General features: G+C 55.7%; 31 protein-coding genes and 3 tRNA genes. 15 read left to right on the forward strand and 19 right to left on the reverse strand.

Translation table 11 applies throughout. The features are described from left to right. The 6 genes from ABJZ52_RS11000 to ABJZ52_RS11025 form a co-directional block, all read right to left on the reverse strand. A partial coding sequence (locus ABJZ52_RS11000) for a phage terminase large subunit family protein (protein ID WP_348487759.1) occupies positions 1-725 on the reverse strand: 725 nt, incomplete at its 3' end. 3 nt (positions 726-728) lie between these two features. After that, positions 729-1,388, reverse strand: coding sequence for a hypothetical protein (locus ABJZ52_RS11005; protein ID WP_348188995.1), 660 nt, complete (start codon positions 1,386-1,388; stop codon positions 729-731). 131 nt (positions 1,389-1,519) lie between these two features. Next, positions 1,520-2,101, reverse strand: a complete 582-nt coding sequence (locus tag ABJZ52_RS11010; protein ID WP_348188993.1) for a phage tail protein — start codon at positions 2,099-2,101, stop codon at positions 1,520-1,522. 110 nt (positions 2,102-2,211) lie between these two features. Further along, positions 2,212-3,039, reverse strand: a complete 828-nt coding sequence (locus ABJZ52_RS11015) for a hypothetical protein (protein WP_348188991.1) — start codon at positions 3,037-3,039, stop codon at positions 2,212-2,214. A 336-nt stretch (positions 3,040-3,375) separates the two neighbouring features. Further along, positions 3,376-5,031, reverse strand: coding sequence for a primase-helicase family protein (locus tag ABJZ52_RS11020; RefSeq protein WP_348188989.1), 1,656 nt, complete (start codon positions 5,029-5,031; stop codon positions 3,376-3,378). Beyond that, on the reverse strand, positions 5,028-6,218 hold the full coding sequence (locus ABJZ52_RS11025) for a CHC2 zinc finger domain-containing protein (protein ID WP_348188987.1): 1,191 nt from the start codon (positions 6,216-6,218) through the stop codon (positions 5,028-5,030). Before ABJZ52_RS11025 ends, ABJZ52_RS11020 begins: the two co-directional genes overlap by 4 nt. 80 nt (positions 6,219-6,298) lie before the next feature. On the opposite strand from ABJZ52_RS11025, the gene ABJZ52_RS11030 reads away from it, so the two are divergent. Both ABJZ52_RS11030 and ABJZ52_RS11035 read left to right on the forward strand, forming a co-directional pair. Further along, complete coding sequence (locus tag ABJZ52_RS11030) at positions 6,299-7,576, forward strand: pentapeptide repeat-containing protein (RefSeq protein ID WP_348188985.1); 1,278 nt, start codon at positions 6,299-6,301, stop codon at positions 7,574-7,576. A 635-nt stretch (positions 7,577-8,211) separates the two neighbouring features. Continuing rightward, a complete protein-coding gene (locus ABJZ52_RS11035; RefSeq protein WP_348188984.1) occupies positions 8,212-9,354 on the forward strand; it encodes a hypothetical protein in 1,143 nt (380 codons plus the stop codon). A 122-nt stretch (positions 9,355-9,476) separates the two neighbouring features. On the opposite strand, the gene ABJZ52_RS11040 is transcribed toward ABJZ52_RS11035, so the two are convergent. Genes ABJZ52_RS11040 through ABJZ52_RS11055 form a run of 4 tightly spaced genes read right to left on the reverse strand, consistent with a single transcriptional unit; the run spans position 9,477 to position 11,483 of the window. Continuing rightward, positions 9,477-10,193, reverse strand: coding sequence for an SAM-dependent DNA methyltransferase (locus tag ABJZ52_RS11040; RefSeq protein ID WP_348188982.1), 717 nt, complete (start codon positions 10,191-10,193; stop codon positions 9,477-9,479). Continuing rightward, positions 10,190-10,483: a helix-turn-helix transcriptional regulator gene (locus ABJZ52_RS11045; RefSeq protein WP_348188980.1), complete on the reverse strand. Its 294-nt coding sequence runs from the start codon at positions 10,481-10,483 to the stop codon at positions 10,190-10,192. Before ABJZ52_RS11045 ends, ABJZ52_RS11040 begins: the two co-directional genes overlap by 4 nt. After that, positions 10,480-10,974, reverse strand: coding sequence for a hypothetical protein (locus ABJZ52_RS11050; protein ID WP_348188978.1), 495 nt, complete (start codon positions 10,972-10,974; stop codon positions 10,480-10,482). The genes ABJZ52_RS11045 and ABJZ52_RS11050 overlap by 4 nt, the downstream gene beginning before the upstream one ends. Continuing rightward, positions 10,971-11,483: a phage regulatory CII family protein gene (locus tag ABJZ52_RS11055; RefSeq protein WP_348188976.1), complete on the reverse strand. Its 513-nt coding sequence runs from the start codon at positions 11,481-11,483 to the stop codon at positions 10,971-10,973. Before ABJZ52_RS11055 ends, ABJZ52_RS11050 begins: the two co-directional genes overlap by 4 nt. A 335-nt stretch (positions 11,484-11,818) precedes the next feature. Here ABJZ52_RS11055 and ABJZ52_RS11060 point away from each other — a divergent pair, with 335 nt between their 5' ends. After that, complete coding sequence (locus tag ABJZ52_RS11060; protein WP_348188974.1) at positions 11,819-12,352, forward strand: helix-turn-helix transcriptional regulator; 534 nt, start codon at positions 11,819-11,821, stop codon at positions 12,350-12,352. A 747-nt stretch (positions 12,353-13,099) separates the two neighbouring features. Here ABJZ52_RS11060 and ABJZ52_RS11065 read toward each other — a convergent pair. Beyond that, positions 13,100-13,789 (reverse strand): hypothetical protein, encoded by a 690-nt coding sequence (locus ABJZ52_RS11065; RefSeq protein ID WP_348188972.1) that lies wholly within the window; start codon positions 13,787-13,789, stop codon positions 13,100-13,102. Between the two features lie 235 nt (positions 13,790-14,024). Here ABJZ52_RS11065 and ABJZ52_RS11070 point away from each other — a divergent pair, with 235 nt between their 5' ends. The 7 genes from ABJZ52_RS11070 (at position 14,025) to ABJZ52_RS11100 (ending at position 17,190) form a co-directional block, all read left to right on the forward strand. Next, positions 14,025-14,399: a hypothetical protein gene (locus ABJZ52_RS11070; RefSeq protein WP_348188970.1), complete on the forward strand. Its 375-nt coding sequence runs from the start codon at positions 14,025-14,027 to the stop codon at positions 14,397-14,399. After that, positions 14,351-14,677: a hypothetical protein gene (locus tag ABJZ52_RS11075; RefSeq protein WP_348188968.1), complete on the forward strand. Its 327-nt coding sequence runs from the start codon at positions 14,351-14,353 to the stop codon at positions 14,675-14,677. The genes ABJZ52_RS11070 and ABJZ52_RS11075 overlap by 49 nt, the downstream gene beginning before the upstream one ends. After that, the gene (locus tag ABJZ52_RS11080) at positions 14,674-15,063 is read left to right on the forward strand and encodes a hypothetical protein (RefSeq protein ID WP_348187766.1); all 390 of its coding nucleotides are present in this window, start codon (positions 14,674-14,676) and stop codon (positions 15,061-15,063) included. The genes ABJZ52_RS11075 and ABJZ52_RS11080 overlap by 4 nt, the downstream gene beginning before the upstream one ends. Next, positions 15,060-15,311 (forward strand): DUF2312 domain-containing protein, encoded by a 252-nt coding sequence (locus tag ABJZ52_RS11085; protein ID WP_348187768.1) that lies wholly within the window; start codon positions 15,060-15,062, stop codon positions 15,309-15,311. Before ABJZ52_RS11080 ends, ABJZ52_RS11085 begins: the two co-directional genes overlap by 4 nt. Positions 15,312-15,315: 4 nt before the next feature. After that, a complete protein-coding gene (locus ABJZ52_RS11090) occupies positions 15,316-15,981 on the forward strand; it encodes a hypothetical protein (RefSeq protein WP_348187771.1) in 666 nt (221 codons plus the stop codon). Between the two features lies 1 nt (position 15,982). Further along, entirely contained in the window at positions 15,983-16,150 is a 168-nt protein-coding gene (locus ABJZ52_RS11095; protein ID WP_213215333.1) for a hypothetical protein, read from the forward strand. A 425-nt stretch (positions 16,151-16,575) separates the two neighbouring features. Continuing rightward, positions 16,576-17,190, forward strand: coding sequence for a tyrosine-type recombinase/integrase (locus tag ABJZ52_RS11100; protein WP_348188965.1), 615 nt, complete (start codon positions 16,576-16,578; stop codon positions 17,188-17,190). 80 nt (positions 17,191-17,270) lie between these two features. Here ABJZ52_RS11100 and ABJZ52_RS11105 read toward each other — a convergent pair. Together ABJZ52_RS11105 and ABJZ52_RS11110 are read right to left on the reverse strand one after the other, a co-directional pair. After that, a tRNA-Arg gene (locus tag ABJZ52_RS11105) sits at positions 17,271-17,347 on the reverse strand. Between the two features lie 103 nt (positions 17,348-17,450). Beyond that, positions 17,451-17,756: an ETC complex I subunit gene (locus ABJZ52_RS11110; protein ID WP_348187778.1), complete on the reverse strand. Its 306-nt coding sequence runs from the start codon at positions 17,754-17,756 to the stop codon at positions 17,451-17,453. Positions 17,757-18,077: 321 nt separating this feature from the next. Between ABJZ52_RS11110 and ABJZ52_RS11115 the strand changes: the two genes are divergently transcribed. Both ABJZ52_RS11115 and ABJZ52_RS11120 read left to right on the forward strand, forming a co-directional pair. After that, positions 18,078-18,311 (forward strand): hypothetical protein, encoded by a 234-nt coding sequence (locus ABJZ52_RS11115; protein ID WP_348187780.1) that lies wholly within the window; start codon positions 18,078-18,080, stop codon positions 18,309-18,311. Between the two features lie 132 nt (positions 18,312-18,443). Further along, the gene (locus tag ABJZ52_RS11120; protein WP_348188963.1) at positions 18,444-18,839 is read left to right on the forward strand and encodes a hypothetical protein; all 396 of its coding nucleotides are present in this window, start codon (positions 18,444-18,446) and stop codon (positions 18,837-18,839) included. On the opposite strand, the gene ABJZ52_RS11125 is transcribed toward ABJZ52_RS11120, so the two are convergent. The 5 genes from ABJZ52_RS11125 to ABJZ52_RS11145 form a co-directional block, all read right to left on the reverse strand. Next, positions 18,814-19,515 carry a hypothetical protein gene (locus ABJZ52_RS11125; protein ID WP_348187786.1) on the reverse strand — a complete coding sequence of 234 codons (702 nt, stop codon included), beginning with the start codon at positions 19,513-19,515 and terminating at the stop codon, positions 18,814-18,816. The two genes, ABJZ52_RS11120 and ABJZ52_RS11125, sit on opposite strands and share 26 nt — an antisense overlap. Before the next feature lie 379 nt (positions 19,516-19,894). Further along, positions 19,895-19,971, reverse strand: a tRNA-Pro gene (locus tag ABJZ52_RS11130). Positions 19,972-20,100: 129 nt separating this feature from the next. Further along, complete coding sequence (locus tag ABJZ52_RS11135) at positions 20,101-20,604, reverse strand: DUF192 domain-containing protein (RefSeq protein WP_348187789.1); 504 nt, start codon at positions 20,602-20,604, stop codon at positions 20,101-20,103. 129 nt (positions 20,605-20,733) lie between these two features. After that, entirely contained in the window at positions 20,734-21,315 is a 582-nt protein-coding gene (locus tag ABJZ52_RS11140) for a cold-shock protein (RefSeq protein WP_348187791.1), read from the reverse strand. A gap of 163 nt (positions 21,316-21,478) precedes the next feature. Beyond that, positions 21,479-22,237, reverse strand: a complete 759-nt coding sequence (locus ABJZ52_RS11145) for a Sir2 family NAD-dependent protein deacetylase (RefSeq protein WP_348188960.1) — start codon at positions 22,235-22,237, stop codon at positions 21,479-21,481. A gap of 55 nt (positions 22,238-22,292) precedes the next feature. Between ABJZ52_RS11145 and ABJZ52_RS11150 the strand changes: the two genes are divergently transcribed. The 3 genes from ABJZ52_RS11150 to ABJZ52_RS11160 all read left to right on the forward strand — a co-directional run bounded on the left by ABJZ52_RS11150 (position 22,293) and on the right by ABJZ52_RS11160 (position 23,948). Next, on the forward strand, positions 22,293-22,733 hold the full coding sequence (locus tag ABJZ52_RS11150; RefSeq protein ID WP_348188958.1) for a VOC family protein: 441 nt from the start codon (positions 22,293-22,295) through the stop codon (positions 22,731-22,733). A gap of 136 nt (positions 22,734-22,869) precedes the next feature. After that, positions 22,870-22,944 (forward strand) — tRNA-Glu (locus tag ABJZ52_RS11155). 149 nt (positions 22,945-23,093) lie between these two features. Beyond that, on the forward strand, positions 23,094-23,948 hold the full coding sequence (locus ABJZ52_RS11160; protein WP_348188956.1) for a GNAT family N-acetyltransferase: 855 nt from the start codon (positions 23,094-23,096) through the stop codon (positions 23,946-23,948). A gap of 88 nt (positions 23,949-24,036) precedes the next feature. Here ABJZ52_RS11160 and ABJZ52_RS11165 read toward each other — a convergent pair whose 3' ends face one another. Continuing rightward, positions 24,037-24,993 (reverse strand): ornithine cyclodeaminase family protein, encoded by a 957-nt coding sequence (locus ABJZ52_RS11165; protein WP_348188954.1) that lies wholly within the window; start codon positions 24,991-24,993, stop codon positions 24,037-24,039. Positions 24,994-25,055: the final 62 nt, after the last annotated feature.

Here is a 25,055-nt window from a genome sequence, read left to right on the forward strand (position 1 = left end):
GGACACGGCAGGTAGAAGAACTCCTGGCTGCCTTCCTCAAAGTTCTTGCTGATCTTGCATCCCGGCATGATCAGCGGCGTCGAGATTTTCAGGATCTTGGCAAACTCATGTGCCTGGCTTCGGCTGTCTGCCTGCGCCTCAGGATCCCCCGCCGAGTTTTTTTCCCATTTGGACAGATCATCCTGGACCTGCCTTTTCATAGTGACCTGAGACAAAGACGCCGGCGAATTTGCTCCCGTGATCTGAATGGCACCGCGATCATCTATCCGCTCTTTGTAGAGAAGGGAGTCGTGACCATCGCGCGCCTTTTGCGGGAACAATCTATTGAGCGTCGTTGTGCCTTTCAGCATCGGCGCAAGTTTCATCTTGGACCAGCGCTGCGCATTCGATTCAGTCGGGTGGACATACAGAAGGTCACCCGGATCCATATCGATAGAACCGCCGGTAAAGATATTCGCGACCACCGTGCCGCCGATTTGCGCGCTCTTCTTGAGCGTCACGATACGGCAGGGATCCTCTGGCGAAAGAGCCCGAAGGATCTCATCAAAGTACGGAAACAAGTCTCGGTTATAGGGCCCGGGATAAGGACTTTCCCGCTCCGAAAACGAGATGTTCCCTTCTGCCCAGCTCAAATAGTCGACCGGCGGCGGTGGTGACCAGGCTTCAGCCATGACTTCAAACGCGACACGTTCGGCATCGGCGGTTTGAATCATCATGTGCGACATGGTTTAGGCGTCTACCTCAATGATCGTTTCAACGGTGTCCGGACGATCGCTTGCCCGCTTCCGTGCCTGCTCAGCATGCTTAGACCGGGCTTTCCGGAACTCACTCTTGAGCAAATGCAAAACGTCCCGGTGCGGTATCTTGAACTTCGCAGATAGCGCCGCCGCGAAATCGGCCAACGATCCTTCGAAGCCCTGCAACATTCCAGCCGTGATCGTTGTCATTTGATTGCGTGCATCGGATGTGAGCATGAAGCGCCCTTTGGCAGCTTCCTCTTCCGATGCAGCCTTCCGATTTTGGAACTGGAGCGACCGCAGCCGCTCCTGTTTGATTTGCGCCTCTGGCGAATTCGCATCTGGCAATGCCGATTGCTGAGCATGCCGCGCCAGTCCAGGCTGACTTTCCTGCGCAGCAGATGGTTTTGCCGGCAGATCCAACTGGGTCTCCAGGCCATTGCCTATCCGCTGGCTGATATCGAGAACATGGTTTAGATCCCGGCAGGCCACCTCTAGTCGGATCTTCGCGGCGCGACCCGTGCCGACCATCGCTGCAGGGCTTATCTTGTTCTCGCTGATGTATTGCGAGACCCGAGCAGCGGACACGTTGATCCTGCGGGCAAACTCGCTCTTTGAGACAACAGTCTCTTCCGCAAGGTCCGCATCCACCGTTTTAAGTGTCCTTTTAAGTCGGCTTTTAAGCTTTTAAGGCTTTCAAATTCCGCTCAGACTGGCGAAATCCCGGGAGCTTTCTGCCCGCAGGCGGGCTAAGGCTCTATACGGTCCCTAAAGATCCGAGCTCAGCTGAAGGCCCGCCCGGTCAGGCGTTTAAGTTCGTGCTGCATGCGCACCGGTAGCACCTTACCGACGGTCTGCCGCCATGCCTTGCCGCTTTCGTCCCTGACCATTTCGGATGGGATGATGACACCCGACCTTTGCTTCTTGATCGACATCCGGTCCGCGTCGGTTCGCTTAAAGACGTGACCATTCATGCGAAGGTCGACACGGCCCGGAAAGCGGCCGCCCTTGATGAACGATCCGGCAAAGACCCGCCGATGGTTGAATGGTTTGGCCGAAACCCCGCGCTGTGTCTCCCGCGCCTGAAAGTACTTCAGCGAGATATCGCCGCCTTTCGCGCGGATCAGGAATTCCAGCGTGGTAGCGCTCGCCCGGATTGGCTTCATTGCTCGCTTCAGGAGCTTTTGCGGAAGTCCCGTCTGCCGCGCCATGGCTCGGCGGGTTTGCGTAACGCCCTGCGACCCTGCCCGGTTCAGCGCCATGGCCCCTGCCCGCCGCACCTTGAGTGGATCAAGGTCGCGCATGGCCTGGTCCATGATTTTCAGGCCGGACACGTCGGACCAGCGCATGCCAAGTTCGCCCATGCCAGTCCTTTCGCCCAATAAAAAAGCCCCGGAGCGAGCGCTGCGGAGCTTTGAACCTTTTTGTGTATGGCGACGCTATGTCAAATCGAAGATTGCAGTCAAGACTTTTTTCAACCGGCCCTTAGAACACGCCGCTCCGACCGCGTGGCGCGGGCGTTCTCCTGTTCCCATGGCGAGACGTCCCAGCTGCAGGGACTGACCGTATGATCGACCATTTTCCCGTTCAATTCATCGCATAGCGCCATCAGACAAGCGCGAAGAATGTCGTATTCGCCGCGTTCTGAGAGAACGGAAACAGGATCCGGATCGAGGTATTGCTTCGGATAGGCCCCGCGTTTGGCCCGTTTGCGGGAGAAGTCCCAACCGTCCTCAACTTCGAATGACCGCTCCACCGGCGCGCCAAAGCAATCGACATCCTGCTCGACATGACGGCGAAACCATCGCGGTTGGCCCGCGGCATTGGTCAGCATCTTGAGAGCTGGAGGCTCACCCATGCCATCAGGCACAACACCGATGATCGCCAGCCGTCGCACAAGGTCGGACGGCTTACGCCTTAGCCGCCTGTGTCCATCCCCATCAACGATGGTCAACCCGTCCAAGGCGGACCGGATCGCCATCAAGCCATGCGCACCCAGAGCATTCAGCTCAGGCATTGGAGACCAATCGTCCGGGAGATCCAGATCCAGCTTATCCAACTCCAAAACCGCAATGTGAACTGCAACGGCATCGGCATGTGGTTCGCCCGGGTCGATGGAAAGAGCAGGCAAGACACCATAGCGATTGTCATCGATGACGGTCAGCAGCTGAGCATAGCTTTCGACTGACGACCATCCAGAGGCCATGCCCCCTCCGCCGCCCATATTCGCATCGGCTCTGGGCAGTTCCTCGCAATAGGCCCACTTGAGCAGCGCCTCGATATCCATCGTCTTTTTCGTCATGCCGCACCTGCCGGTTTTGGTGGAGTGTGAGTGAAAGTAGCGCTGGTCCAGTTGGTCCACACTGGTCCAGTCAAGAAAAAGACTATATGGACCGCCTTTTTCATCGCCTTTTCAATAACTTGAAACAATGGTCCAGTTGGTCCACGCAATTTTGGCTCCGGAGAGAACAGGGCTGGAGGGGTAGATCGCCCTTCATGCGCGCGCGAGGGTCGAATTCGTGTGGACCACGTGGACCATATGGACCAGCCTTTGAAATCATTGAGGTAATTCGGTCCACTCAAGGGCGAGTGGTCCACACAAAGCCTGGACCGTAGCGCACCACACGCGCCTTTCCCCCTACCATCCTGTCTCTCCATGGCTTGAATTCGCCTCATCACGCTGCGCCCAGCCCGGGTCATCCAGCGGCCAGTCCACGCCTTGACCGACAGCTGCCTCAAAGCTCGCCCGGCAATCGGGCAGTGGCGGGAACACATAGGCGCGTTTGCGCGTGCCTCCATCGCGTGGGCGCGTGTCCTGAAGATGGGGTATGAGCTTCTTGATGGACCTGCCAAACTGATTGAGATCAGCCCGCCGCTTGATCCCGACCTTGTCGGCCCAGGTCAGATACTCGTCATAGAGCATCTGCCGGACGACGAATGCGTCAGGGCTCCACGTTGCATCCGCTCGCAGCAACGTCCCCTCACAAAGGCGCTCGTAGACATAGGCGTCGACGCTATCCAGCGACCTCAGCTTCTGTTGCAACAACGCACCCGTACGCGGGATCTGACGTAAATTGACCTGACTGAGGTCGAACGTGAGCAAAGCGTCAAGCAAGGCCGCGCGACCGCCATTGTCCAATTCTTCGAACATTTCCCTGAAATAACTGTGGTTTTCCTTGACCGTGTCAGCAACGTCCAGCACGCAATAGCGCCGTTCATCCTTGCCGGCTGGAACCACCCAATCCTCGTTGGAGGTCATCAGCACGCGGACATAGTTATCAAGGCGATAGGGATCGACGCCCTTGCTTTCGATCATCTGCGTCTTGGAGGTGATGAGCCCTTTCAGCCGTCCCTCGGCAACCTTATCACCGGCCCAGACCGCCTCCTCTGCCTGAAGCAGAAGACAAGCGCTCATATGCGCGTTGAACTGCCCGGTGATATACCGTGGATCATCGACCTGAAAATAATGGGCAGCGATCAGATCACCCATCACCTCGCCCATGATCGACTTGCCCGTGCCCATCAGGCCGCGCACGACAATTGCGGTGCCCGGCCGCTCGCGCGGTCGCTGGAACATGTGAGCGAACCAGCCAAACACCCACTTGAAAAGGGCCTCATCACCGCTGCAAATATTGGTCAGCATGTGATCGCGAAAGATCGCCCATGAGCCGGCCTGCGGGTCCGGCTGATAGGAAAACCCGCGCCACAGATTGAGATACCCCTTTGTGCCCTCGCCCTTTTGCGGATCAGGATGGAATTCGATGCCGTCATATTGCCGGCGCCACCGCTCCCCCTCCCATCGCTTGGCCCAGGTGACCGTCTTGATCTTGCCGTCCGACCCCATGTATTGCGTCCTCGTGTTCGATAAGAGATGCCGGAATGCATCAATTTGCACGACGCGGACCCGGTCCTCGATCTTGGCCCACGGCTGCTCACGCACCATGACCGCCTTCGAGCCGATCAAAACGAGAGACCATTCGCTGTTGAGTGTCTCGAGCGAATAACCCCAATCCTGCGGCAAAGGGCCAGTCCCGCCAAGGTCATCGACCGAAGCATCGTCGCGCTCATATCCTCCGGTGTGCTCGGCGCACCCGTCCTCAGAGTGGTCAACTTCGGGCGCCTGCGTGGCGGCGTCGATTATCGCGAGAACCTTCGCTTTTGGGTCGTTCGCCTTACTGGCTTTACCCCTTTGGCCCTGATCTCCCACGGCCCCCGTTTTCCGGGCCGACAACTCGGCTTTGAGCCGGTCATGCACGCTGGGGGGCGTATCGCCTTCATTCGGCTTGTCGCTCATGACACCCCCATGAGAATATCGTTGAAGTCCTGATCGACAGGCGCAAAGACCGTCCGGTCCTTCAGCCCCGGCCGGGCCCATCTCGCCTTGGACCGGGCCATGACCTGGTCGGCGGTAAAGCGGCAACTGTCGCCATCACCCAGACGCAAAACTTCACTCACGTGATCCGGGATCAAAAGAGCGTCACGATCATCCATGTCAGGCACGGGTCCAGGCACCCGGCGCGGCCGGCCGGCCTTGTCCTTCGCAGTAGGATGCGCAACGCTTTCGACGGCCTTGCCGCCCATATGCTGCAGATCGATCGAGGCCCAATAGGCTGTGCGCGAAAAGCGGTCGGTTTCAAGCTCGGCCACGAGAACAGACAGCACCGTCTCGATGCCTTCGCCGATCACCAGCCGATCGAACAGCTCAGGCGTCCAAAGCTTGATTGCCGCACCGCGCTTGCTGCCCCGGATCTTCTTGGGCGGAAGAACCTCGCCCGGATGTTCAGGATCTTCGATGACAAGCTTCCTGCCGGGAAACAAAGGATCGATGCAGGTAATATGCACACCCTGAAAGCCCTCCGGGCCGGTGATCGGCGCCAGCATGGCCGGTGCGGACATCAGCACATAAGGTTCAGGCTTCTTGCGCCCAGGCACATCGCGTTGGTGCCAGTATTGGTAATGCGTCAAAAACCGCAGAGGCAGGCGCACCGGACATGGCAAGAGCCCCCGGCCGCGCAGATAAGCCTCGCCTTCCGTGCCTCCGACGCGTCCGCCCGCATCCATGATTTTGGCCGACCTGCGGATTTCATCAGCCCGAAAGGTCTCGGCCTTGCGTTCACGCTCGTTTCTTTTGCGCGCGCGAGCCTCCTGGTCGGCAGCGATCTGTTCCGGTGTCATCGGCTCCGGCTCGGACCGACCGCCAAGCTGCTCAACAGCTTCGACAAAGCTGCAGCCTGTCTTTTCCATCAGGAACTTGAAATGATCACCTGAGGCACCGCAGCCAAAACACTTATAACGCCCCTTGCCATCATCAACATGAAAGCTCGGGGTTGTCTCGCCATGGAACGGGCAACAGGCCCAATAGTCGCCACGCGCAAAATTCGACTTAGACCGCGACCAGCCATCCACATGGCGCTCGACAATCCTATGCAGATCGACAGCAGCCCGGATCCGCTCCAACTCCACCTCGGGAATCCGCTTCACGCCACAGCCCTCCCCTTGTGGAGGAATGCCACCTCTGGTTTTATGGCGCTGTTGCATAAAGCCCTTTGAGAGCCTGCCGCATGGACCGACCGCAATTGCCGGAGCCTGAGACGCCCGCCACAAATACCTTGACGGAGCGCTATTCGGACTTCACTGCCAAGCTGGAAGCGGTAAATGCCAAGTCGCGCACCGAAGGACTGGCCCCGTGCGCCGTGCCGCCGTTGAAAAGTCAAAGCAGGGCCATGAAATTGTTTCTGAACAGCCTCTACATATGGGCGCGAAAGGCACTCATCGCAGCTCCGGTCAGCAAGATCTTGCTTTGGGTCGCAGTTGGCGTGACGGCGCTGTTCTTGGCCGGTCCACCCCTCGCAATTTTTCTGGTACATGGCTATGCACTCGTCTCGAAGCTCTGGACGCTTGGCCCCCTCGCCTATACCGAGACGTTGCAAACAACGCCGAACAAGGATCTTTTTGCCGACCTTAGAAACATCGGTCTGGTTCTGCTCGGATTGATCGGCCTGCCATTGGCCATCTCGCGCTCGGTCATCGCCTATCAACAGCACCGATTGTCCGAAAACGGCCTCATCATCGACCGGTTCCAAAAAGGCGCCCAGATGCTCGAAAGCAAAGATCTTTCGGTACGCATCTCCGGTGTTTTCGTTCTTCGCGACCTGGCTATCAATTCCCCGAACGAATTGTTCACGGTGCTTGATGTTCTCTACGCATTTGTAAGAGAAAAATCCAAAAACCGCCCCACCATTCCGCCTTCCATAGATTTGGCCAATATTGGGGAACCCGACAAAGACTATGGCCCATTCCCAGCGGATTTGGCCGAGGCACTCAAAATCACGAGCCTTTTGCGCGGAGAGCTCCATTTTGCTACAGAGAAGGCAAAAAATATAGGCTGGAAGGCAAATCTCCGAGGCGCTAATTTGAGCCGAGCTAACATTCTTGACGTCAACTTGACGGGCGCAAACCTCGCAAACACAAATATGTGCCGCGCGATCCTCCGCGGTGCTAACCTCACCGATGCGATACTTATTGAGAGCAACTTGAACCGCGCCAGCCTCTGGGGTGCGAATCTCACGCGAGCAAATTTGTCTGGAAGCAGTCTGCAGGGAGCTAATCTCTGGGCCGCGAATCTGTCCAATACCGATTTCCAAGCCTGCAATGTAAGTGGCGCTATTTTGGAAGATGTGCTCCATTCTGAAAATGCATATTTGGTCGGCATTTGGGCGTTTGTCGACAATCCGCCAAAAAAAACACCATATGGATTTTCCAATGCACTGGCATTGCGCAGAACGGGTGAAGACAAGATTAGATTTTGGAACCGCATTCTCGGTGAGCGCGCTCAATAGTGAGCCAATGCCAGCTCCCCGACCGATTGACCTCTTTGCGCGCTGCCGCGTATCTGTTCGGGCTGTAACAGCCTGTCGGGACCTTTGACAAACAGACATTACGCTGCCCTCCCAACGCTAGAGATCCGATCTCGCAGGTTGTGCACTTTGACCGACATCGACTCGGTCAGGGTTACTGAAGCGCTCGCGCCGAGATTCCCGCCTATCCGCGGCACATGGGACAGATCCCCGACCTCCCATTTTGGCTCAAAGGTTTGCATTTGAAGCCGCAGCAAGTATTCAAGAGAGGTTAAGTTTCGTGCGGATTTTGGTGTGTTATTGGACACACTTGCCGTAGCATCAGCGGATATCTCATAGCCCTCTCTGCTCGCGTACTGACACCGAAAACAGAGAGCTTTCGAAATCACAATGCATAGGGGGGGCACACCCCAGGAAAGATGCACACGACTATTTCCGGCAAACCAGCTTTGTTTTCTACAGACCCCTGCCTTAGGCGCACGCGCGCGAATTTCGCGTACAGAAATACAGCAAACTGTCGAGAGATATGTTCGTTCGGAAGAGCTTTGAACTCCGCAAAGAATGTTGCGCTGATTAGGGAATCTCATCAAGTTGCGAGATTGATAAGGGACAACTTGATGAAATGGGACGACCGCCTCTGGATACACATACTGATGCTCTGCATTAGCAGCGGACTTTTGGGCCTTTCCGCTGGCTGCGTGCTGGTATTGGGAACAGATGCAGCCTACTGGGGAACACCAGTAGCAGAAGGAGGGCAGACCCCATTTCAAATAGTCCAGGCAATCGTGTTCTTTGTGGGCGCTATTGTGACGCTGACGTTCGCCATGAAGCGCACTCAAGCCGCCACCAAACAGGCTGATACAGCGAACAAACAAGCTGTAATTGCAAATGCCCAGACAAAGATCGCCCGCCACGGGATGCAGATAGAGCGGTTCCAGAAGGCGCTGGACATGATTGGTGTTGAAAAGGACCAACAATGCAAATTGGCCGGATTGCGAACACTCGAAACCTTGGCAAGCGAAGATCCCGAGATCCTGTTCGAACAGGTTTCCTATTGTTTCATGGACTACGTGCGGGAACGAACCAAAGCAAATAATAGAGAATTCTTTGATACAGGAATAAACAAAGTTTTTTTGCAAGAAAAGCACAGCCGTGGCCTTGTCGACCAAACAAACAGTGACGTAGTATTTGCGCTCAATGCACTTTTTCGGTTGCGCACGACGCTTAATCAACCTCCCATTTTTAAAGCGCCGATCCAATATGACTTGAGCGACACTAGTTTTGAATTCGTAGAATTGGCCAATTATAACTTGAGAGATACTAAATTTGCTTATTCTTGGTGCAACGAGTTCACAATCACGAATTGCGATCTTACCGATTGTGAGATTAAATCCGTATATGGAAGTGGCATGATCGGCAGTAAGTGCAACATCTCTAATGCTTTCATATATTTGCAAGAATACTGGGAAATAAGTGAGTGTTATTTTCACCCAGATAACCCGCCCAAAAAACTCACTGTCGTTCGGCCCAAAATGCCCGTTGCACCTCTCAACAAGTACACATTCTATCCGAAGCAATGGCCGATCGTTCTCCCACCCGACTTCACCGGAACCTACACCGAAAAAGAAGCCTACTTCCGAACTGCTCTTGAGCTGCTGGACTGGGGCGATCTTGAAACCGACCTCGCTGCCCTCATGGCCGGGCATCCCTTTTGCAACACACCGTTTGACCCGGATTTCGCAGCCAACGACGGCGAGTAACCCGAGCTCAAGCGAGGAACTATTTAAGCGAATGCGGGAACCACCCCGCTCATAGTGACGTCTCCGCGAGTAAACCGAAGGGACATATCTACCGCCAATGACCGACTGTTCGACGAGCCTACTCACTCCACAACCTCCCCAAACAACGGCCCGGCATCAGCAGTCGCCGTTTTCACATCAGCAAGGGAAAGATCGCTCAAACGCGAATGACGGGTTGCCGCACCGGGTGGGATCCATTTCAAAACGGGATCTCCTTTCGGCCTGTCCGTGCGCCAGATGACCCAGCAATAGGCGGTCGCGGTGCCCGCATCCGGGTCCCATACGCCCCTGGTCAGCGGCACCCGCTCGGCAAACACACCAACCATTGCCGGTGGTCGCGGCAAGAAGAGTTCCCGCGTTCTGTCGAGCGTCTCCAGCCAGCGGAGCTGGACAAAGACGGCAATGCCTTGTCGCGGCTGATGCGCGAATGCCCGCTCGACAAACCTTTGCGGCAAGTCTCCATAAGGCGGATTGGTGATGATCCAGTCAAAGGCACCTTTCGGATGTTGATCATCGGGCAGCAGGGATAGAAAATCCCACATCGGGCCGTGATGATTGGAAAACCCGCGGTCGAACAGATCGGATGCAAAGACGTCCGTGAAATAATCTGCCAGCGGCACGGCCATATGCCCCGCACCGCAGGCGGGTTCCCAGACTGCTAAATCTGAACAGGGCTCAAGCTCGAGAAGTTCGTGACACAGCGCTCGCGTAGCCCAGGGCGGTGTTGGAAAGAAGTCGGGAGATTGGGCATTTTCCAACCGAGAAGCCATGACGGCGCGCTGGCCGTTGCCCCGGCTCATGCGCCCCTCCCCGCTTGTTTCATGGGTGTTTTCTCGTGAAACACATCGCCGGATGAAAACTCACCACCACCGACCGTCACAAGGAAGGCAAAGGGATCGACGTCGAAGTGGTCGCAAAGCAGCAGCACGCTTTCCGCGCTCTGATAGATATCCGGATGCGCCCTCTCTGCCCGGCTAACTGTCGCGGCAGAGACACCAGTCCGGGCTGCGATCTCCCTCGTTGTGAGGCGTAGGGCCTCCCGGGCAAGAAACAGCGCCCTTCCAAGGGCGATACGATCAAGACGCTTCATGCCGCCCCTCCCGTAGCTAAGCACAAGCGTTCCACTTGATCGCTGACGTCTGCTTGTAGTTTTTCCTTGCGATCAGCCTCGGCCTGCTGGGTCTGAGAAACCGACGCATCTTGAAGAGCCAACCGGAAAGCCCGCGCCTCGAGATCGGCTGCGGTCACATCTACATAGGCAAGCAGCTTGCGCATACCGTCAGCCCCGGGCGGGCGATGATCAAACAAAGTTTCGATCTGATCCGGTCGGACATAAGCAGATAGGGCGACTTCCTTTGCATCGACCTTGCCGTCATCCAACACATGACCATCCGCCCAGGCGCGTCCAAAAACCAAAAGCTTGAGAATATGCAACTGCGGTGAAACCAGCTCAGGCCGCTTTCCAACCGGCTCAAAAATATCTTTCATCGAGGCATACGGCGGGCCATCTGGATAGGCAGAGTGCAGCGCCGCTAGCAGGCTATCTAGAGGTGGTGTTGCGCAAGAAATCACTTGGCTCATTCCCCGCCCTCCAGCACATGTTTGCAATGGTTAAAGATCACTGCATAGGCATCAATCGCTTCTTGCAACTCTCGCAATAGTTCGCCGTCGCGAATTTCTTCAGCGGACACCTGCCCGTCGTCGGCAAGAGCGCTGCAGATCTTTGCAGCCGCTTCGCCGCCCTCCTTGACGGCACAAGACAATTCCTGATGCCAAGGTGCCGATGTGCGTTGCGCCTTAGGAAGCGGGACAAAAGATCCCCCTGACTGCCTGCAGATTTCCTCAAGAATGGGGGAAACTCGCCCCGCCTCGTCTGCCGCGTCCAGGATCAAGTCCATCAAAACGTCAAGCGGCACGAATGTATCGTTATGCCGCTGGTTTTGGCTATTGGTGTAGTCATTAATAGTCTGGGGAGTGACACGTGTGATCGCCGCCACGGCCTCTTGACCGCCACCTAACTTCACTGCTCGGCGCGTAGCCAACTTCAGCAGCCGCCGCTGCTCATCTGTAGTCTGTCTCGGGAGGCTCATTTAACCACCCCGCAATTTGCATGCGCATTGCGGGGTGACCCGACACCAGCGGTCTGGGAAAGTGCGCTTAGTTCAGCACGCTCCTCGGGAGAAAACACCATCTCCTCGAGCGGCAAATCGATACCTTCTCTCCTGCAAAGGCGACAAATGGCGAAGAGATATTGCAAAGGAACCAGTCCACCAGTCCCGCCCTTTTCCTTTGAGTATCGAAAACGGCGAACAGTGGTCGCATCGACGCCAAGAAAACACGCAACCCTTGGAGCACCACCTAATTTGATCAATAGACTTGCAGACGGTTCGAGGTGCATCAGCTACTACCAACAATGAGATATTCGATGAATCATGCCGTAATCGCACGATCTTGCTTATTTGGCAAGTGTGATCCATCTGTAAATGTTGCTAAATTGACCCGTGACAGTCACTTCACAAGCGTGCAAACTTCGCACGCTATGACATTAAATACTCAAGACCTGATCGCTAAATGGCTCAAACAAGCCATCGACGAACATGAGAGTTCGCAAGCCGCCCTTGCGAATTTGCTCGGCCTAGACCCGTCGGCGGTGAGTAAAATCATTCAAGGAAAGCGAAAAATCACGGCTGAGGAGCTTCTGATCGCAGCGGCCTATTATGACACCCCGCTTCCTCTCATCCCCGGCATAGGTCAAGCCAGCAAAGAGGCCCGCTCCAATGACAATAGCCGCCTCACGCCGCCGCCTCAGACTGACGCAGAAGCTGACTTGCTCAAAACCGCCTTTCGCTATGTCGACGAGCAATTGGCAAAATCTGATAGCCGCCTCTCAAATAAACAGTATCTAGATCGTGTGTATTTCACATTTGAGCGATTAGAAAAAAGAAACAAACCGGCATAAAACTAATAAACGGAGCGCTTAATGGAATATGTTCACGGTCAATCTAGTCAAACCATTGACCTGACTTGGGAGGATGAGCAATTTCTAGGGCTTTTACTAATCGCCGCCCGATACGACTGCATTGAATTCATAGAGTGGGAGTGTATTAAACTCTATGGCCATGATCGACTAACAAAACTTGACCGCACACAGCAAATGCAACTGCATGAAGAGGCGCGAGAAGCAATCTTTACCAGGGCGCTACGATGCGGGTATCGCCCTAGCGCGAGCCAAGTTTAATGAAGACTCATTTTGTTGAGGAGTTAAACCTTGCACAGGTAGAGCGTGGCGGCGCTGACGCAGCCTCGCAGTTCCTTTTGCAGGAATTTAGACGAAACCAAGGATATCTATTGAATTCGCGAGAACTGAATGTTCTGTCTCCCAATTTTATTGCGTTTCAGGACTTCGGAACGGCAGATGACAGCCCAGAAATACTATTCTGGGGCAATCAAACTCTGTTTGCGAGATACTTTGCGTCTTCTCAGCAAGATCACCAGAACGCGAAGTACGCACTCGCACGGGAATATAGACAGGCTGTCATCAAAGGCTACCGCGCAGCTTCTGAAGGCTCACCATATTTTGACATTATTGGCACAGGCACTTTGCTCGGCAAGGGACACCCGGAGCTCATTTACGAACGTTTACTGATCCCGTTTAAGAACCGCATGGGAATTCCTTACCTGATTTGCTATACTATTGAGCGACGCGTTACCTGGCCGTGTCGGCCATCAAGTCCAACGTTTCATGATACGAATTCAGCACAACTGACAGATCGCCGTCTATCGTCTTAGGGGGGTTAACCCACCGTATAGGCTGCGGATACTCCCTCCGAAAGCCACATGCCCGCCGTCCGCGCTCAGCGCCTGCAGCAGGACGCACCCAGCCGTAAATATAGTCAGGCCGCCACTCCTGAAGCGCATCTAGCTGCGCAAGCTGTGTTAAAGCGCCACCGATACCTCCGCTCTGCAGCGGCTCGGCGACAATAAGCTCGCCCAAATAAACAATTCGTCCAGAAATACACTCGGCGAAGGTCGGTTGATCCGCTGCCATCACCAGCAGTTCATCGTTCAGCCCAGGGTAACAACGGCGCCAGTATTTCTCCCACCACCCCCTCAAGGACATGTGCCCTAAATCATCTAGGCGCGCGGCGATAATCGCAACTAGACAACCATGATCATTTTCGAGCGCAAGCCAAAAAGCGGTCGCAGGGGTAAAAGTATTAAGAGCGGTTTTGAAATGCTCGGTTAGCTGATGCTTCAGACCATCACGCTCAACCAGCGCCTCAAGCTCTTCAAACTTCTCCCCCCTTCGAACGCGAAGCCCCGCCGCGTCAAATTGCTTCAAGAGATTGGAGACTGCGCGATAGAAAACCGCCTTGTTGACCACAGGCACAAGCAAGAGAACCCCCAAAGAATCGACTTTGACTATTCATTACCATCGGCGACCACTTGATTAAATGCTATTTTGGCTTGACCAATCATGCGATTAATGCATGCTAATTGCGATATTAGCAATGTCAGGAAAATCATGTTCGGCAATATCACGATCGTACAAGAGACGCGCCGCTCGACATCTCCCGTCTTTCAAACGCGCCTGTTAGAGTCAGGCCCGCAGATAGTCAGGAGGAACTTTTATGACAGCATCAACCGGCAATGCCCGCCGGGCCATGACTTTACTCAAGCAATCGCTCGACGCGCTTGGCCATCCACGTGTTTCTGCCGTGGCCGATGTAGTCGGCAAATGCCTGGAAAGCCTTGCAGCACAAGTCGAATTCTACGAGGGGATCAAAAGCCCCTTGCGCAGGATGATCGTTCAGGATCCGGACGGAACACACCGGCCAGTTTCGGCCATGGAGCTTGCGTCCCTGCCATTAACGAACTCGCCGCACATAGTCTACGGCTCACCAGAAGCCATCGCTGCACTTACAGCTCAGCTGACGAGGTTTGAGGAAGCAGATCCATGTCAGACCTCTTCACCTTCGGCCAAGGCGGTTTCCTCGACCATGTGAGAATTGCAGCGCTTGTTATCTGTCTTGTCGCACCGACGGTCACATTGGCGCTTCTCACGCTAGCAAAGGGCAAGGCTCGAAACTCTCACCGCTATGGTCGGCGCACCTTCGGTGACTTCCCTCCCGTTGAAACTAAAAAATCCGCGAACCTCCCCGAGCCCGAGCCCTGCGTGCCGTCAGCACTGCCGACAGTCGCAGAAAGGGCAACCTTGGCCGTGACCTTCGCCATTGCGTTTGGTCACGGTCTCTTTCTTCTTTATCCGGAGGGCATGTCGTGACCGGCATTCTGGATGAAATGTCTAAAGTAGCCGCCAGCCTCTCCAGCGCCTGCCTTGATGCAGAGGCACGCGCCGTCCGTGAAATCGCGGATCAAATCAGAATAAAGCTGCCTTTCCCGACGCTGCAGATGTTCACCGTGCGCACTCAAAACAACATGCACGGATATCAGTCCGCTGCGCTGGACTTTGAGGTCGCCGGATACACGGAACGCGAGGCCCATGAGGCGGCTCTGACTCTCTTTGGAGATCCATTCGCGAGCACTGAGATCATCGCCCAGCAACCGGCAGACCAGAATTGTGCAAGGCCCAATCACCAGGCACAGAAGACCGGATACGGGGAATTCCGCCCGGAGACCCAGAAACCAAAGGAAGAGACACCCAAATGACAGATCAAGGTGGCGTCGCAGGCGACCAACTCCGTGCTTTCGTGGAGCGTATCGAGCGGCTCGAGGAAGAGAAAAAGGTCATCTCGGATGACATAAAGGACGTTTATGCGGAGGCAAAGGCCAACGGCTACGACGTCAAGATCCTCCGCAAGGTCGTCTCTCTGCGCAAGAAGCAGCCACATGAGCGCGACGAGGAAGGAGCCGTCCTGGACCTTTACCTCCACGCTCTGGGCATGGCCGGGAGCTAACCGCATGCCGAACCATCAAGTCGATCTGATAGGAACGCCAATGACTGCCCATTTCCAGACGACGGACACGCGTCGGCCTGACATATTCTTCGCCATGGCCTCCGGACGGCTCGTCAACCTGACACATCCCATGCCTGAGGAAATCCACTGGCCGGACCTCATCGAGAACCTGGTCAAATTGCCCCGGTTCGGCGGTGCGACCTATGGCGTGACCTATACCGTCGCTCAGCATTGCTGCCTGATGTACGACCACGCTGATACGGACCTAAAGCCAGCGGCGCTGGTCAAGAATTTCCATAAGGCCTTTCTCGGGGAGCTGACCTGGTCGGCCGAAGCAACCTTACAGGCCTACGCGGCGCATCCGACAGACCTTGCCGAGGCAAGAGAATTGGCTCGCGATGAACTGGACGATGCCATTTTCCGTGCCGCAGGCATTCCGGAAGCAGATGAGAGTACCGGCGCCTACGCAGAAGAAAGAGCTGCCCTCAACCACCTGTCGCGAAAGCTGCAGGCGACAGAGGCCCGCGACCTGATGCAGGCAACAGTTGCGCCGACGATTTGGGCGAACACAAAACCTTTCCCAAGAACCATTCGGCCATGGGGCCAGGACAAGGCCCGCGAAGAACTTGAAAACCGACTTGGCCATATCGGCCTCAATCCGAGGGGCTAACATGAACACCCAGGCCAACTTCAAGCAAGTAGATGTAAAGCGCGCCCTTAGAGCCGTTGTCGACGCCGGCTTGCCTGTGGATGGCGTGGAGATTACCCGCGAAGGGACCATCAGGGTTTTGACCAGTCAGAAAAATGAACTTGAAAACAGACAAGAGCCCGAACTTTAATGCGTTCCATGCCGCGCCCCCGCCTTCCAAACTTGTCACGCGAAAGATCTCGCCATGGCCGCGTGAAGTGGTTCTTTCGCGTTGGCAAAGGCCCACGTGTTCGGCTCCCGGACAAGTACAGCACTGACCCGTCGTCAGATTTCATGCAGGCCTATAACGCCGCAATGGAAGGTCGGGTCATCAAGACCAAGCCGAAAAGTCGGTACAAGAAAGAAACGCTTGGCTGGCTTTTCGATGTTTATCAGCAGAGTGCCAAATTCGCAGACTTGGCGGTAGGGACGCGTCGCGCCAGGGCATATATCATCAAAGGAATTGTTTCGAACGCAGGGACATCCCCGCTTTCCGACATCACGCCAAAGGTGGTGCGCAAAGGCCGAGAACGGCGAGCCAAGACTCCGGAGGCTGCGAACAACTTCCTGAAGACCATGAAGGCTGCGTTCGCTTGGGGAGTTGATTCCGGGCTGATCGACATGGACCCAACCAAAGACGTGAAAAAGCTGATCTCAAAAACAGATGGATTCCACACATGGACGCCGGAGGAAATCGAGCAGTTCGAAAACCGTCACCCGCTTGGAACAATGGCCCGCCTCGCCTTGGATATCATGACTTACACCGGACTTCGCAGGCAGGACGCAAGCATGATCGGCAGGCAACACATCAAAAATGGGCAGATCCATTTCAAGGCGAGCAAAAATGATGAGTGGGTTTACCTGCCGATTGTTCCGCCGCTGCAGAAATCAATTGACGCATCGGAAGCCGGAGACATGACGCTTCTGCTCACATCAAGGGGTAAACCCTTCTCCAGCCCTGCAAGCTTCGGGAATTGGTTTCGGGATCGATGTGTTGAAGCCGGCGTACCAGGTCGAGCGCACGGTCTTCGTAAGGCTGGTGCTGTTCTCGCCGCCGAACGCGGCGCAACAGTATCCCAACTAAAAGCCGTCTTTGGCTGGACCAGCGACGATATGGCGAGCCTCTACACAAAGAGGGCTGACCGGAAAAAAATGGGCCTGGAAACAGGCGGTCTTTTGGACCGAAGCTAGAACAAACTCCCCGCACCTAGGCCCAAAAGTGCGGGGAATATCCTGATTTGCCGTTATATAACAGCTTACTAGCTTAAAAGTGGTGACCCCGACAGGATTCGAACCTGTGACCATTCGCTTAGAAGGCGAGTGCTCTATCCAGCTGAGCTACGGGGCCGTATTGCGTTCACTTACAACGTACAATCAAGCCTTGGAAGACCTAACTTGTTCTGTTTTGACGATCCTGAGAGGGGCACGTTACGGTTTGAAATACCAACCCATCAGTGGGTCCAGGGCGCCAACCGGTCGAACTTGAAATTGTCCGAGTAGGACGCGCCGCGGATGACACGCTCGCGCGGCTCTTCCACCCGATGCGCAATTCCGTTCCGCCGGGCGTAGGCGACCGCATCATCCTTGCTCTCGAAATACAGCTTGATCTGCTGTTTCATGTCAGACGACGATGTGTAACCCATCAGAGGCTCGACGGTGCGCGGAACCTCCGGCTCGTAATCCAGAACCCAGCGCTGGGTCTTTGCTTTCCCGGACTGCATGGCCGTTTTGGCCGGTCTGTAGATACGCGCAACCATGCTGCTCGTTCCCCGCGTTCAAAAGGCAAAGGCGCCGACGCATCGGCACTGCCAAAGTCTATCACAGCTTTTTCCCGGCTTTTGAGGCGAAGTCAACAGCCGATCGCATTCAACCACTCAAAGCCAACAATCGAAATCGTCCGTTAACCAGCTCGGCAGGTTTTTACAAGTCGATATATACAACCCTGAATAGACCATGCGATTTGTAGCTCTCAAGACATTTGAACAGTAGGCTGATCAATCGGGTGCTCCTGAGCTTCTGCTCACCGGACGCAAAACTCGGGACGCCCGTTACGGGCAATGCGAAGAAGACAAGAAAACATGCAGACACCGCCCTTCATAATCAGCGAGATCCATGTCCCCAGCCAGCTGAAGCCCCGCGCCGATAACGTCGTAAAACTGAAGGCCGAGATAGATAAACACAATCTTACCGATATGTGGGATATGATCCTGATGCTGGATTATCAGGTTGCTAACGTTCGTGAGTTAAGTTCAGAGACGCGGGAAGAGTTCTGCTGTATCATTTCTCTCCTGCTGAAGGCGTTTACGAAGTGAATGGCGACCTAACGAACAGGGGTGTTTCTCGCGTTGCTGACCAAGGACAGGACAGTATTCACAGAGTTGGGCACAGAAGCGATTGAAAAAGGTCTCGCTGACCCGCAACTCTCCGCTTTCTATGAAAGTATGATGTCTTCTTCCGGACTCGTTTCGGAGAAGCTGCGCGAACACATGCCTTATCTGAGCCTTTGCTCAGACAAGCTCGAAGGCAACGGTCCGCCGCCAATCTTCTATGTCGGGCGACGTTCGAGCCAGCGCCACCTCTTTGGCGAAGATTGGGCGATGCAACAGGGCCAGGAGCTTCGCACACCGGACCCTGATCTCGAGGAAGCTTCGGCAGCCGCCTATCGCGCAGCCCTGGAAGAACGCCCCTACTACGGCTATGCTCGCACTTCCATCCACATGGAAGACAAGGTCGTGGATATTGCCTTTGAGCGGTTGATCATCGCACTTCGCCCCTCGCCGAAGTCTGATCGGCGTTTCTGCGCTTACTTTGGCGTTATCCAGGACCTTCAGCAGCTATAGTCCGCGCAAGCGTGATCAGGTCATTGCGCTTGGAATAGACCAGCCAGTCGTCTGCCCGGATGTGCTCGGGCGGCGTTATCCAATGGGTTCCACGCGGCGCAAACCTGCGATAGCCGACGCGAAGGCCAAACCCCTTCATCGCATTGCGCGACGCCATCAGACCGTAGAGATAGTCCGGCGACCACTTCAGCAGGGAAATCAAAAACCCGAGCTGGGTGAGCGCTTCTGCGAGCCCCTGCCCCCTGGCATCCTTTCGAAGCCACAGGTTGCCGTGATAGACGATCCGCCCCCGCATGAAAAACGCGTCATGGGCATGATCTTCGCCCAGCTCCGCTTCGGGTGTCGGATCAACGAACATTCTGCGCTGCTGCTGCTGCCAGTGTTGGCCCAAGCTCCGGTCACGCAGGTCTTCAATCTTGGCCGCCTGAACTGAAACCGGTTCGCCTTGCCTGTCCCAAGCCCCGATCCAGAACGCGCTGGTCCCATGCAAGTCAAAGAACTTGCTCGAAAAATCTTCCATCAGATAGCGATCATCGGTCGCTCGGATGGTATCTTCGAACAGGGAAAAGTCCGTGCTTTCCTTCAGGCGCAGCCCTGCAGACCTGATCTTGTCCTGAAGCAGCCCAACGGCCTGAGTGACTTCCAGCGTCTCATCGCCCATCTGATCAACGTACATCTGCCCCAGACTACCCCACGCAACTCATACTGCAACACAGACAGCCATGTTGCTCAACTTCGCGCCACTAGAAAAGCCGTAATTGTCAAAATGCGATATGCTTCAACGAAATAGATGAATGACGCTGGGTATTTCGCGCTTTCAAAATCAGCACAGAGCGATTTCGCATACATTGCCACATTAATTCCGGGAAAATTCGCGTAAAACTTGCATGATAAAGTGTATTTCGGCGAATTTTCTTCAACGACGGAATGGAAACAGGAAATTCGGCAAGAAAGCACTGCCAGGCACAACGACAAGCAGAAACAATGTGACACATATCGCGGCGAACCAAACCGGTCGCCCGACCTTGTCAATTTCCAATGTTCAGAGAGAGAAGTGGTCGGGGCAGCAAGATTCGAACTTGCGACCCTCTGGTCCCAAACCAGATGCGCTACCAGGCTGCGCTATGCCCCGACGGGTCGATGAAACATCTGAAGCCCGGTATACTGAATTTGCTGGCGAGTTCAAGATGCCATTTCAAAGAAGAGCGACATGATTCCACGATCGGATCCCATCCAGCAGCCTTACATGCTCCAAAAGCGCCTATTCCTCCGGGAAAATCGCTGGCGAGACCAAACGATCACCTGTTGATATCTTTAGCTTTTCACTCGTCCCACCGACAAGCTCGAGCACGAAACGTGCATTTCCGCGCGAAGGAATAATTTTTTCTGAGAAAGGCGTCGTCCGTTCGGCGATCCGAATGATCCTGCCGTCGGCGGCCGCAAAAATGATATCGAGCGACAGCGGCGTATCTTTCATCCAGAAATAGCGCGCTCCCGCAGCATCAAAGACAAACAACATGCCATGATCGGCATCCATCTGCTCCCTGTGCATCAGTCCCTGTGCCCTTTGGACGTCTGTGTTGGCAACCTCGACGCGGAAGGCATGGCTCTCCGCGCCACTGATCACCTTCAGGTCCTGGACCGGTAGATCGACGGTGCTCTGGGCGTTTGATCCCGCACTCGAAAAGAATGACAAGAGACAAACGAGAAGCCCAGCACCCAGGGTGCCAATGAGAAGACCCGGAGTCATTCGAACGTTCGGCATGTATTTTCTCCACGCATTGATGCCCCGTTGACCCAGAGTATCCGAGTGGCCAAAGAAAAAGGCCGGACAAATCCGACCTTAGAATCTGGACGCTCGTTCGGTCCAATAACGCCTGCGTTGAAACGCGCCCTAGTGAGACGAGGGAATATGAACACCGCTCGTGCCTGATGGCCTGATCTCGGCCGCCATGCGGCCTTTCGGGCCCATTCCGAAGCGAACAAGAACTTCTTGCCCCGGGCGGAGTTCGGTGATTCCGAAACGACGCAAGGTCTCCATGTGAATGAAGATGTCTTCGGTTTCCTCGCCCTGGGTGAGAAACCCGAATCCCTTGACGCGGTTGAACCACTTCACGGTCGCAGCCTCAAACCCGCCCTCAGGCACCACCTGAACATGCGTTCTGGAGGGAGGCAGCTGAGAGGGATGGAGCGCTGTCGTTTCATCCATCGAGAGAATTCTGAATGCCTGCAGGCCGCGCGGCCTGTCGAGAACTTCACAGACGACCCGCGCTCCCTCGTAGGCGGTCTGATAACCGTCTCTTCTCAGGCAAGTCACGTGAAGGAGGATGTCTCCCTCACCACTGTCCGGGACAATGAAGCCATATCCTTTGGCAACATCGAACCACTTTATAGAGCCCGCAACCTCGATAACGTCAACGGCAACATCCTCTGCCGCATCGATCGCGCGGGGATCCGTAAAGATTTTGCCCCCCATAGCCTATTGCCCCGTGTCTGGTCCGCATCTTTCAACCCGCCAGCGCTCCAAAAGCGACTCAGCGAGCGGTTGATTCCTAACGAAAGGATAACACCCTGCCCCAAAGCGAGAAGAGAAATTGTCCAACTAACCACAGCCGATTTCCACAGGCGGCCACGCAATATCAGATAAGACCTTCGAAAGTCTCGGCAATTGGTGTTCGGATCAAAACATCGGCAAGTGCATCGAGCGGCGTTTCATCCCTGTTCAAAATACACAGCTTCGCGCCTGCATGAGCAGCAAGGACCGGAAGCTGTGCCGCCGGGTGAACAAGAAGCGAAGAACCGACAACCAGAAAAAGGTCTGACTTGCGGGCCGCTTGGGCCGCCTCTTCCATTGCCTCTGCCGGCATGGCCTGTCCAAAACTGACCACGGCGGCCTTCAGGAGCCCGCCGCATTCCGTGCAAAGCGGTGTCTCATCAGCATCGACAATATTCTTCTGCGGTTCAAGGTCTGCGGGCGCTCCGCATTCAAGACAGGTCGCATAGGTGCTGTTGCCATGAAGCTCAACCAGGAGCACTTCCGGAACACCGCTGCGCTGATGCAGCCCATCCACATTTTGCGTGATCAACAGGGACAGGCGGCCCGATTGCGCCAAGCCAGCCAAAGCTTTATGGGCCGCATTCGGCGACGCTTCATCAAAGATCCGCTTCATTTCAAAGCGCCGCCGCCAGTCCTCAGCCCGTTGATCGGCGTCTGAGACAAAATCTCCATATTGAATCGGTTCCATTGTGGACCACATACCGCCGGGCGAGCGAAAATCGGGTACCCCGGATTCGGTCGAGATACCGGCGCCCGTCAGCACCACCAGCCGGTTGGTTTCTCCGTTCAACAGATCGGCCAACGTGGACCGGGCGGTGGAAAGTTCTGTTATTTCTGTCATAGTGGCGATCCTATCCTTCAGATTTCAACCACGCCAAATCAACTGGGAACAGTCCATGCGCTATTTGCACACCATGGTCCGCGTCACCGACGTCGACGCTTCGCTCGATTTCTACTGCAACAAGATGGGTATGATTGAAACCCGCCGCATTGAAAACGAAGGAGGGCGGTTCACGCTGATCTTCCTGGCCGGGTCCGAAGACGTTGAAAGCGGAAAGGCTGTGAGCGCGCCACTTCTGGAACTCACCTACAACTGGGATCCCGAAGAATACAGTGGCGGCCGCAACTTCGGTCACCTGGCCTATGAAGTCGACAACATCTACGAATTCTGCGCCCATCTTCAGAACAATGGCGTGACCATCAACCGCCCACCGCGCGATGGCCGAATGGCGTTTGTGCGGTCGCCGGACGGTATCTCCTTCGAGCTGTTGCAGAAGGGTGAATCGCTTGAAAAGGCCGAACCTTGGGCCTCCATGCCCAACACTGGCGAGTGGTAAGACGGCATAGCTTTGCCCTGTCGTTAAATCGGCACAGGCCCGAAATTCCGGGCCTGTGCATTTTGTACCAAATGTCACTTGCAGCGACCGAAAAATCTGCCTATAAGCCTTCCCACGACGCGACTGCGTTGTTTGTGCGCCCATCGTCTAGCGGTTAGGACGTCGCCCTTTCACGGCGAAAACAGGGGTTCGATTCCCCTTGGGCGTACCACTCTCCCCTCTCCTTTCAGGTAATCGGTTCTACCCTTGATTGATATCGAGGCGATCTGACGTGTTTCCTCAATTGACCTGAGCGTTGCAGCACGCCTATCAATGGACAGGTGTGGTTCTCACGCCCTTTTAATTTCCAGGAGCCATTTGATGATCGATACCGCGCTCGATATCCGGGTCATGAGCGAAGCCGATCTGGAGCGCGCCCTGTCTTGGGCAGCGGAGGAAGGCTGGAACCCCGGTCTGGATGATCTGGACCCTTTTCGAACGGCCGATCCCGCCGGTCTTTTTATGGCGTGGAACGAAGGCGAACCGGTAGCCTGCATCTCCGGTGTCCGCTACGGCGACGACTACGGCTTCATCGGCTTTTACATCTGCCGCCCGGAACACCGCGGCAAGGGCTATGGCATCGCCATCTGGAAACACGCGATCGCCTATCTCGGGAACCGGACAATTGGGCTTGATGGCGTGGTCGATCAACAGGACAATTACCGCACGTCCGGCTTTGATCTGGCCCATCGCAACATCCGACAGAGCGGCATCTCCATGGCGGACACGCCGATGGATCCCCGCCTCTCTCCACTCGGCCAGGGGATCTTTCCCTCAATCCGCGACTATGACCAAGATTTTTCGGGCGGCGATCGAACCGGTTTCCTGAAGCTCTGGTGCGCACCCATGGTGCCGAGCCGACGCGGCTTTGCTTTCGTCGACGAAGGCAGCGTCAAGGGCTACGGTGTCATCCGTCAATGCGATGATGGCTTCAAGGTAGGCCCGCTATTTGCCGACACCCCTGACATTGCAGACACATTGTTTCGCGCGCTGGCAGGACAGGCGAAGGGACAGACAGTTTATCTGGACACGCCCGAGCCCAACAAGGCCGCCCTCGAGCTGGCAGAGCGCCACGAGTTGTCCCCTGTGTTCGAAACCGCCAGAATGTACAAGGGGCAAGCGCCCGCCCTGCCGATCGAGAGAACGTTCGGCATCACCACGTTCGAACTGGGCTAACCGCCAGCCTCCTCGGATCCTGACCAGGCAGCGTCCATCTTGACGCTGCACACCTGCCCATGGCGGATGTTCCTTCAGCTAACCAGCATCAGCAGGCGGTTTCAGACGTCGCGGTCTGGTAGGCAAGCATCGCACCCGCGAGATCTTCAAGCGCCGCCCCGACAGACTTGAACAGCGTGATCTCATCGTCTTCTGCACGGCCCTTATGTTGCCCCCGCGCAAGTTCATAGAGATCGGCCTTGATGCCTGAGGGGGCCAGGACACCGGACGCCAACGGCTGGGAAATGTCTCCCCCCTCCTTGGTGCAGCCCTCACGCGTATCGACAAAGACAGCAGCTCGACGCACCACATCATCGTCGCTCTCCCGCATGGAGGGCTTGAACGCACCAACAAGGTCGACATGCGTTCCTGGCTGCAACCATTCACCAAGGATCAACGGGTCGCTCGACAGGGTCGCAGCACTGACAATGTCAGCCTTGCGCACGGCTTGTTCGAGGTCTGAAGTGGCCTCAACTGCGATCCCGTAAAGCGCAGCTGCTTCAGCTGCAAGTGCTTGCGCCTTGTCCAGACTGCGGCCCCAGAACGTCACATGCGTGATCGGCCGAACCCCCAGATGTGCGCCCACCAGATTCAAGGCAACCCTTCCCGTCCCGGCCACGACAAGGTGGCTCGCATTTTTGCGGGCGAGATAGCGAGCCGCGAGCGCGGACGCGGCGGCCGTGCGGCGGGCGGTCAATTCACCGCCATTGATCATGGCGAGCATTTCACCGGTTCGCGCATCTGACAGAAGGTATTCCGCAGAGATCGCAGGCAGCCCTCGATCGGAATTCCCCGGCATCACATTGACGATCTTCACACCGGCGAACGCCCCGGGCACCCAGGCAGGCATCAACAACATCGTCGCATCGGGCTCCCCCGGAACCACCATGTCGTGGTGGTGACGGACAGGCATTTCACAACCGCTCTTGAACATGGCATCAAGCGCATCAACCAGCGCAGTGAATGGCAGGGCCTTCCGGGTTTCTTCCTGCGAAAGCAGCAGCATGGGGTGTCCTCAAGCGGATGGTTTGATTGGCACAAAAAAGCCGACGTCTGATCGACGCCGGC

Origin of the sequence: Roseibium sp. (assembly GCF_039982295.1) — a bacterium.
Classification (GTDB): Bacteria; Pseudomonadota; Alphaproteobacteria; order Rhizobiales; family Stappiaceae; genus Roseibium.

Bases quoted from the DNA above. Each gene is read 5' to 3' on its own strand.
- ABJZ52_RS11165 (WP_348188954.1), bottom strand. From the start codon at position 24,993: ATGCTGCTGCTTTCGCAGGAAGAAACCCGGAAGGCCCTGCCATTCACT.
- ABJZ52_RS11010 (WP_348188993.1), bottom strand. From the start codon at position 2,101: ATGGGCGAACTTGGCATGCGCTGGTCCGACGTGTCCGGCCTGAAAATC.
- ABJZ52_RS11090 (WP_348187771.1), top strand. From the start codon at position 15,316: ATGCCGAACCATCAAGTCGATCTGATAGGAACGCCAATGACTGCCCAT.
- ABJZ52_RS11030 (WP_348188985.1), top strand. From the start codon at position 6,299: ATGGACCGACCGCAATTGCCGGAGCCTGAGACGCCCGCCACAAATACC.
- ABJZ52_RS11040 (WP_348188982.1), bottom strand. From the start codon at position 10,193: ATGAGCCGGGGCAACGGCCAGCGCGCCGTCATGGCTTCTCGGTTGGAA.
- ABJZ52_RS11120 (WP_348188963.1), top strand. From the start codon at position 18,444: ATGTCTTCTTCCGGACTCGTTTCGGAGAAGCTGCGCGAACACATGCCT.
- ABJZ52_RS11075 (WP_348188968.1), top strand. From the start codon at position 14,351: ATGTCAGACCTCTTCACCTTCGGCCAAGGCGGTTTCCTCGACCATGTG.
- ABJZ52_RS11135 (WP_348187789.1), bottom strand. From the start codon at position 20,604: ATGCCGAACGTTCGAATGACTCCGGGTCTTCTCATTGGCACCCTGGGT.
- ABJZ52_RS11035 (WP_348188984.1), top strand. From the start codon at position 8,212: ATGAAATGGGACGACCGCCTCTGGATACACATACTGATGCTCTGCATT.
- ABJZ52_RS11110 (WP_348187778.1), bottom strand. From the start codon at position 17,756: ATGGTTGCGCGTATCTACAGACCGGCCAAAACGGCCATGCAGTCCGGG.
- ABJZ52_RS11140 (WP_348187791.1), bottom strand. From the start codon at position 21,315: ATGGGGGGCAAAATCTTTACGGATCCCCGCGCGATCGATGCGGCAGAG.
- ABJZ52_RS11160 (WP_348188956.1), top strand. From the start codon at position 23,094: ATGATCGATACCGCGCTCGATATCCGGGTCATGAGCGAAGCCGATCTG.
- ABJZ52_RS11070 (WP_348188970.1), top strand. From the start codon at position 14,025: ATGACAGCATCAACCGGCAATGCCCGCCGGGCCATGACTTTACTCAAG.
- ABJZ52_RS11045 (WP_348188980.1), bottom strand. From the start codon at position 10,483: ATGAAGCGTCTTGATCGTATCGCCCTTGGAAGGGCGCTGTTTCTTGCC.
- ABJZ52_RS11020 (WP_348188989.1), bottom strand. From the start codon at position 5,031: ATGAGCGACAAGCCGAATGAAGGCGATACGCCCCCCAGCGTGCATGAC.
- ABJZ52_RS11100 (WP_348188965.1), top strand. From the start codon at position 16,576: ATGAAGGCTGCGTTCGCTTGGGGAGTTGATTCCGGGCTGATCGACATG.
- ABJZ52_RS11115 (WP_348187780.1), top strand. From the start codon at position 18,078: ATGCAGACACCGCCCTTCATAATCAGCGAGATCCATGTCCCCAGCCAG.
- ABJZ52_RS11015 (WP_348188991.1), bottom strand. From the start codon at position 3,039: ATGACGAAAAAGACGATGGATATCGAGGCGCTGCTCAAGTGGGCCTAT.
- ABJZ52_RS11085 (WP_348187768.1), top strand. From the start codon at position 15,060: ATGACAGATCAAGGTGGCGTCGCAGGCGACCAACTCCGTGCTTTCGTG.
- ABJZ52_RS11055 (WP_348188976.1), bottom strand. From the start codon at position 11,483: ATGAGCCTCCCGAGACAGACTACAGATGAGCAGCGGCGGCTGCTGAAG.
- ABJZ52_RS11050 (WP_348188978.1), bottom strand. From the start codon at position 10,974: ATGAGCCAAGTGATTTCTTGCGCAACACCACCTCTAGATAGCCTGCTA.
- ABJZ52_RS11150 (WP_348188958.1), top strand. From the start codon at position 22,293: ATGCGCTATTTGCACACCATGGTCCGCGTCACCGACGTCGACGCTTCG.
- ABJZ52_RS11125 (WP_348187786.1), bottom strand. From the start codon at position 19,515: ATGTACGTTGATCAGATGGGCGATGAGACGCTGGAAGTCACTCAGGCC.
- ABJZ52_RS11145 (WP_348188960.1), bottom strand. From the start codon at position 22,237: ATGACAGAAATAACAGAACTTTCCACCGCCCGGTCCACGTTGGCCGAT.
- ABJZ52_RS11060 (WP_348188974.1), top strand. From the start codon at position 11,819: ATGAATCATGCCGTAATCGCACGATCTTGCTTATTTGGCAAGTGTGAT.
- ABJZ52_RS11095 (WP_213215333.1), top strand. From the start codon at position 15,983: ATGAACACCCAGGCCAACTTCAAGCAAGTAGATGTAAAGCGCGCCCTT.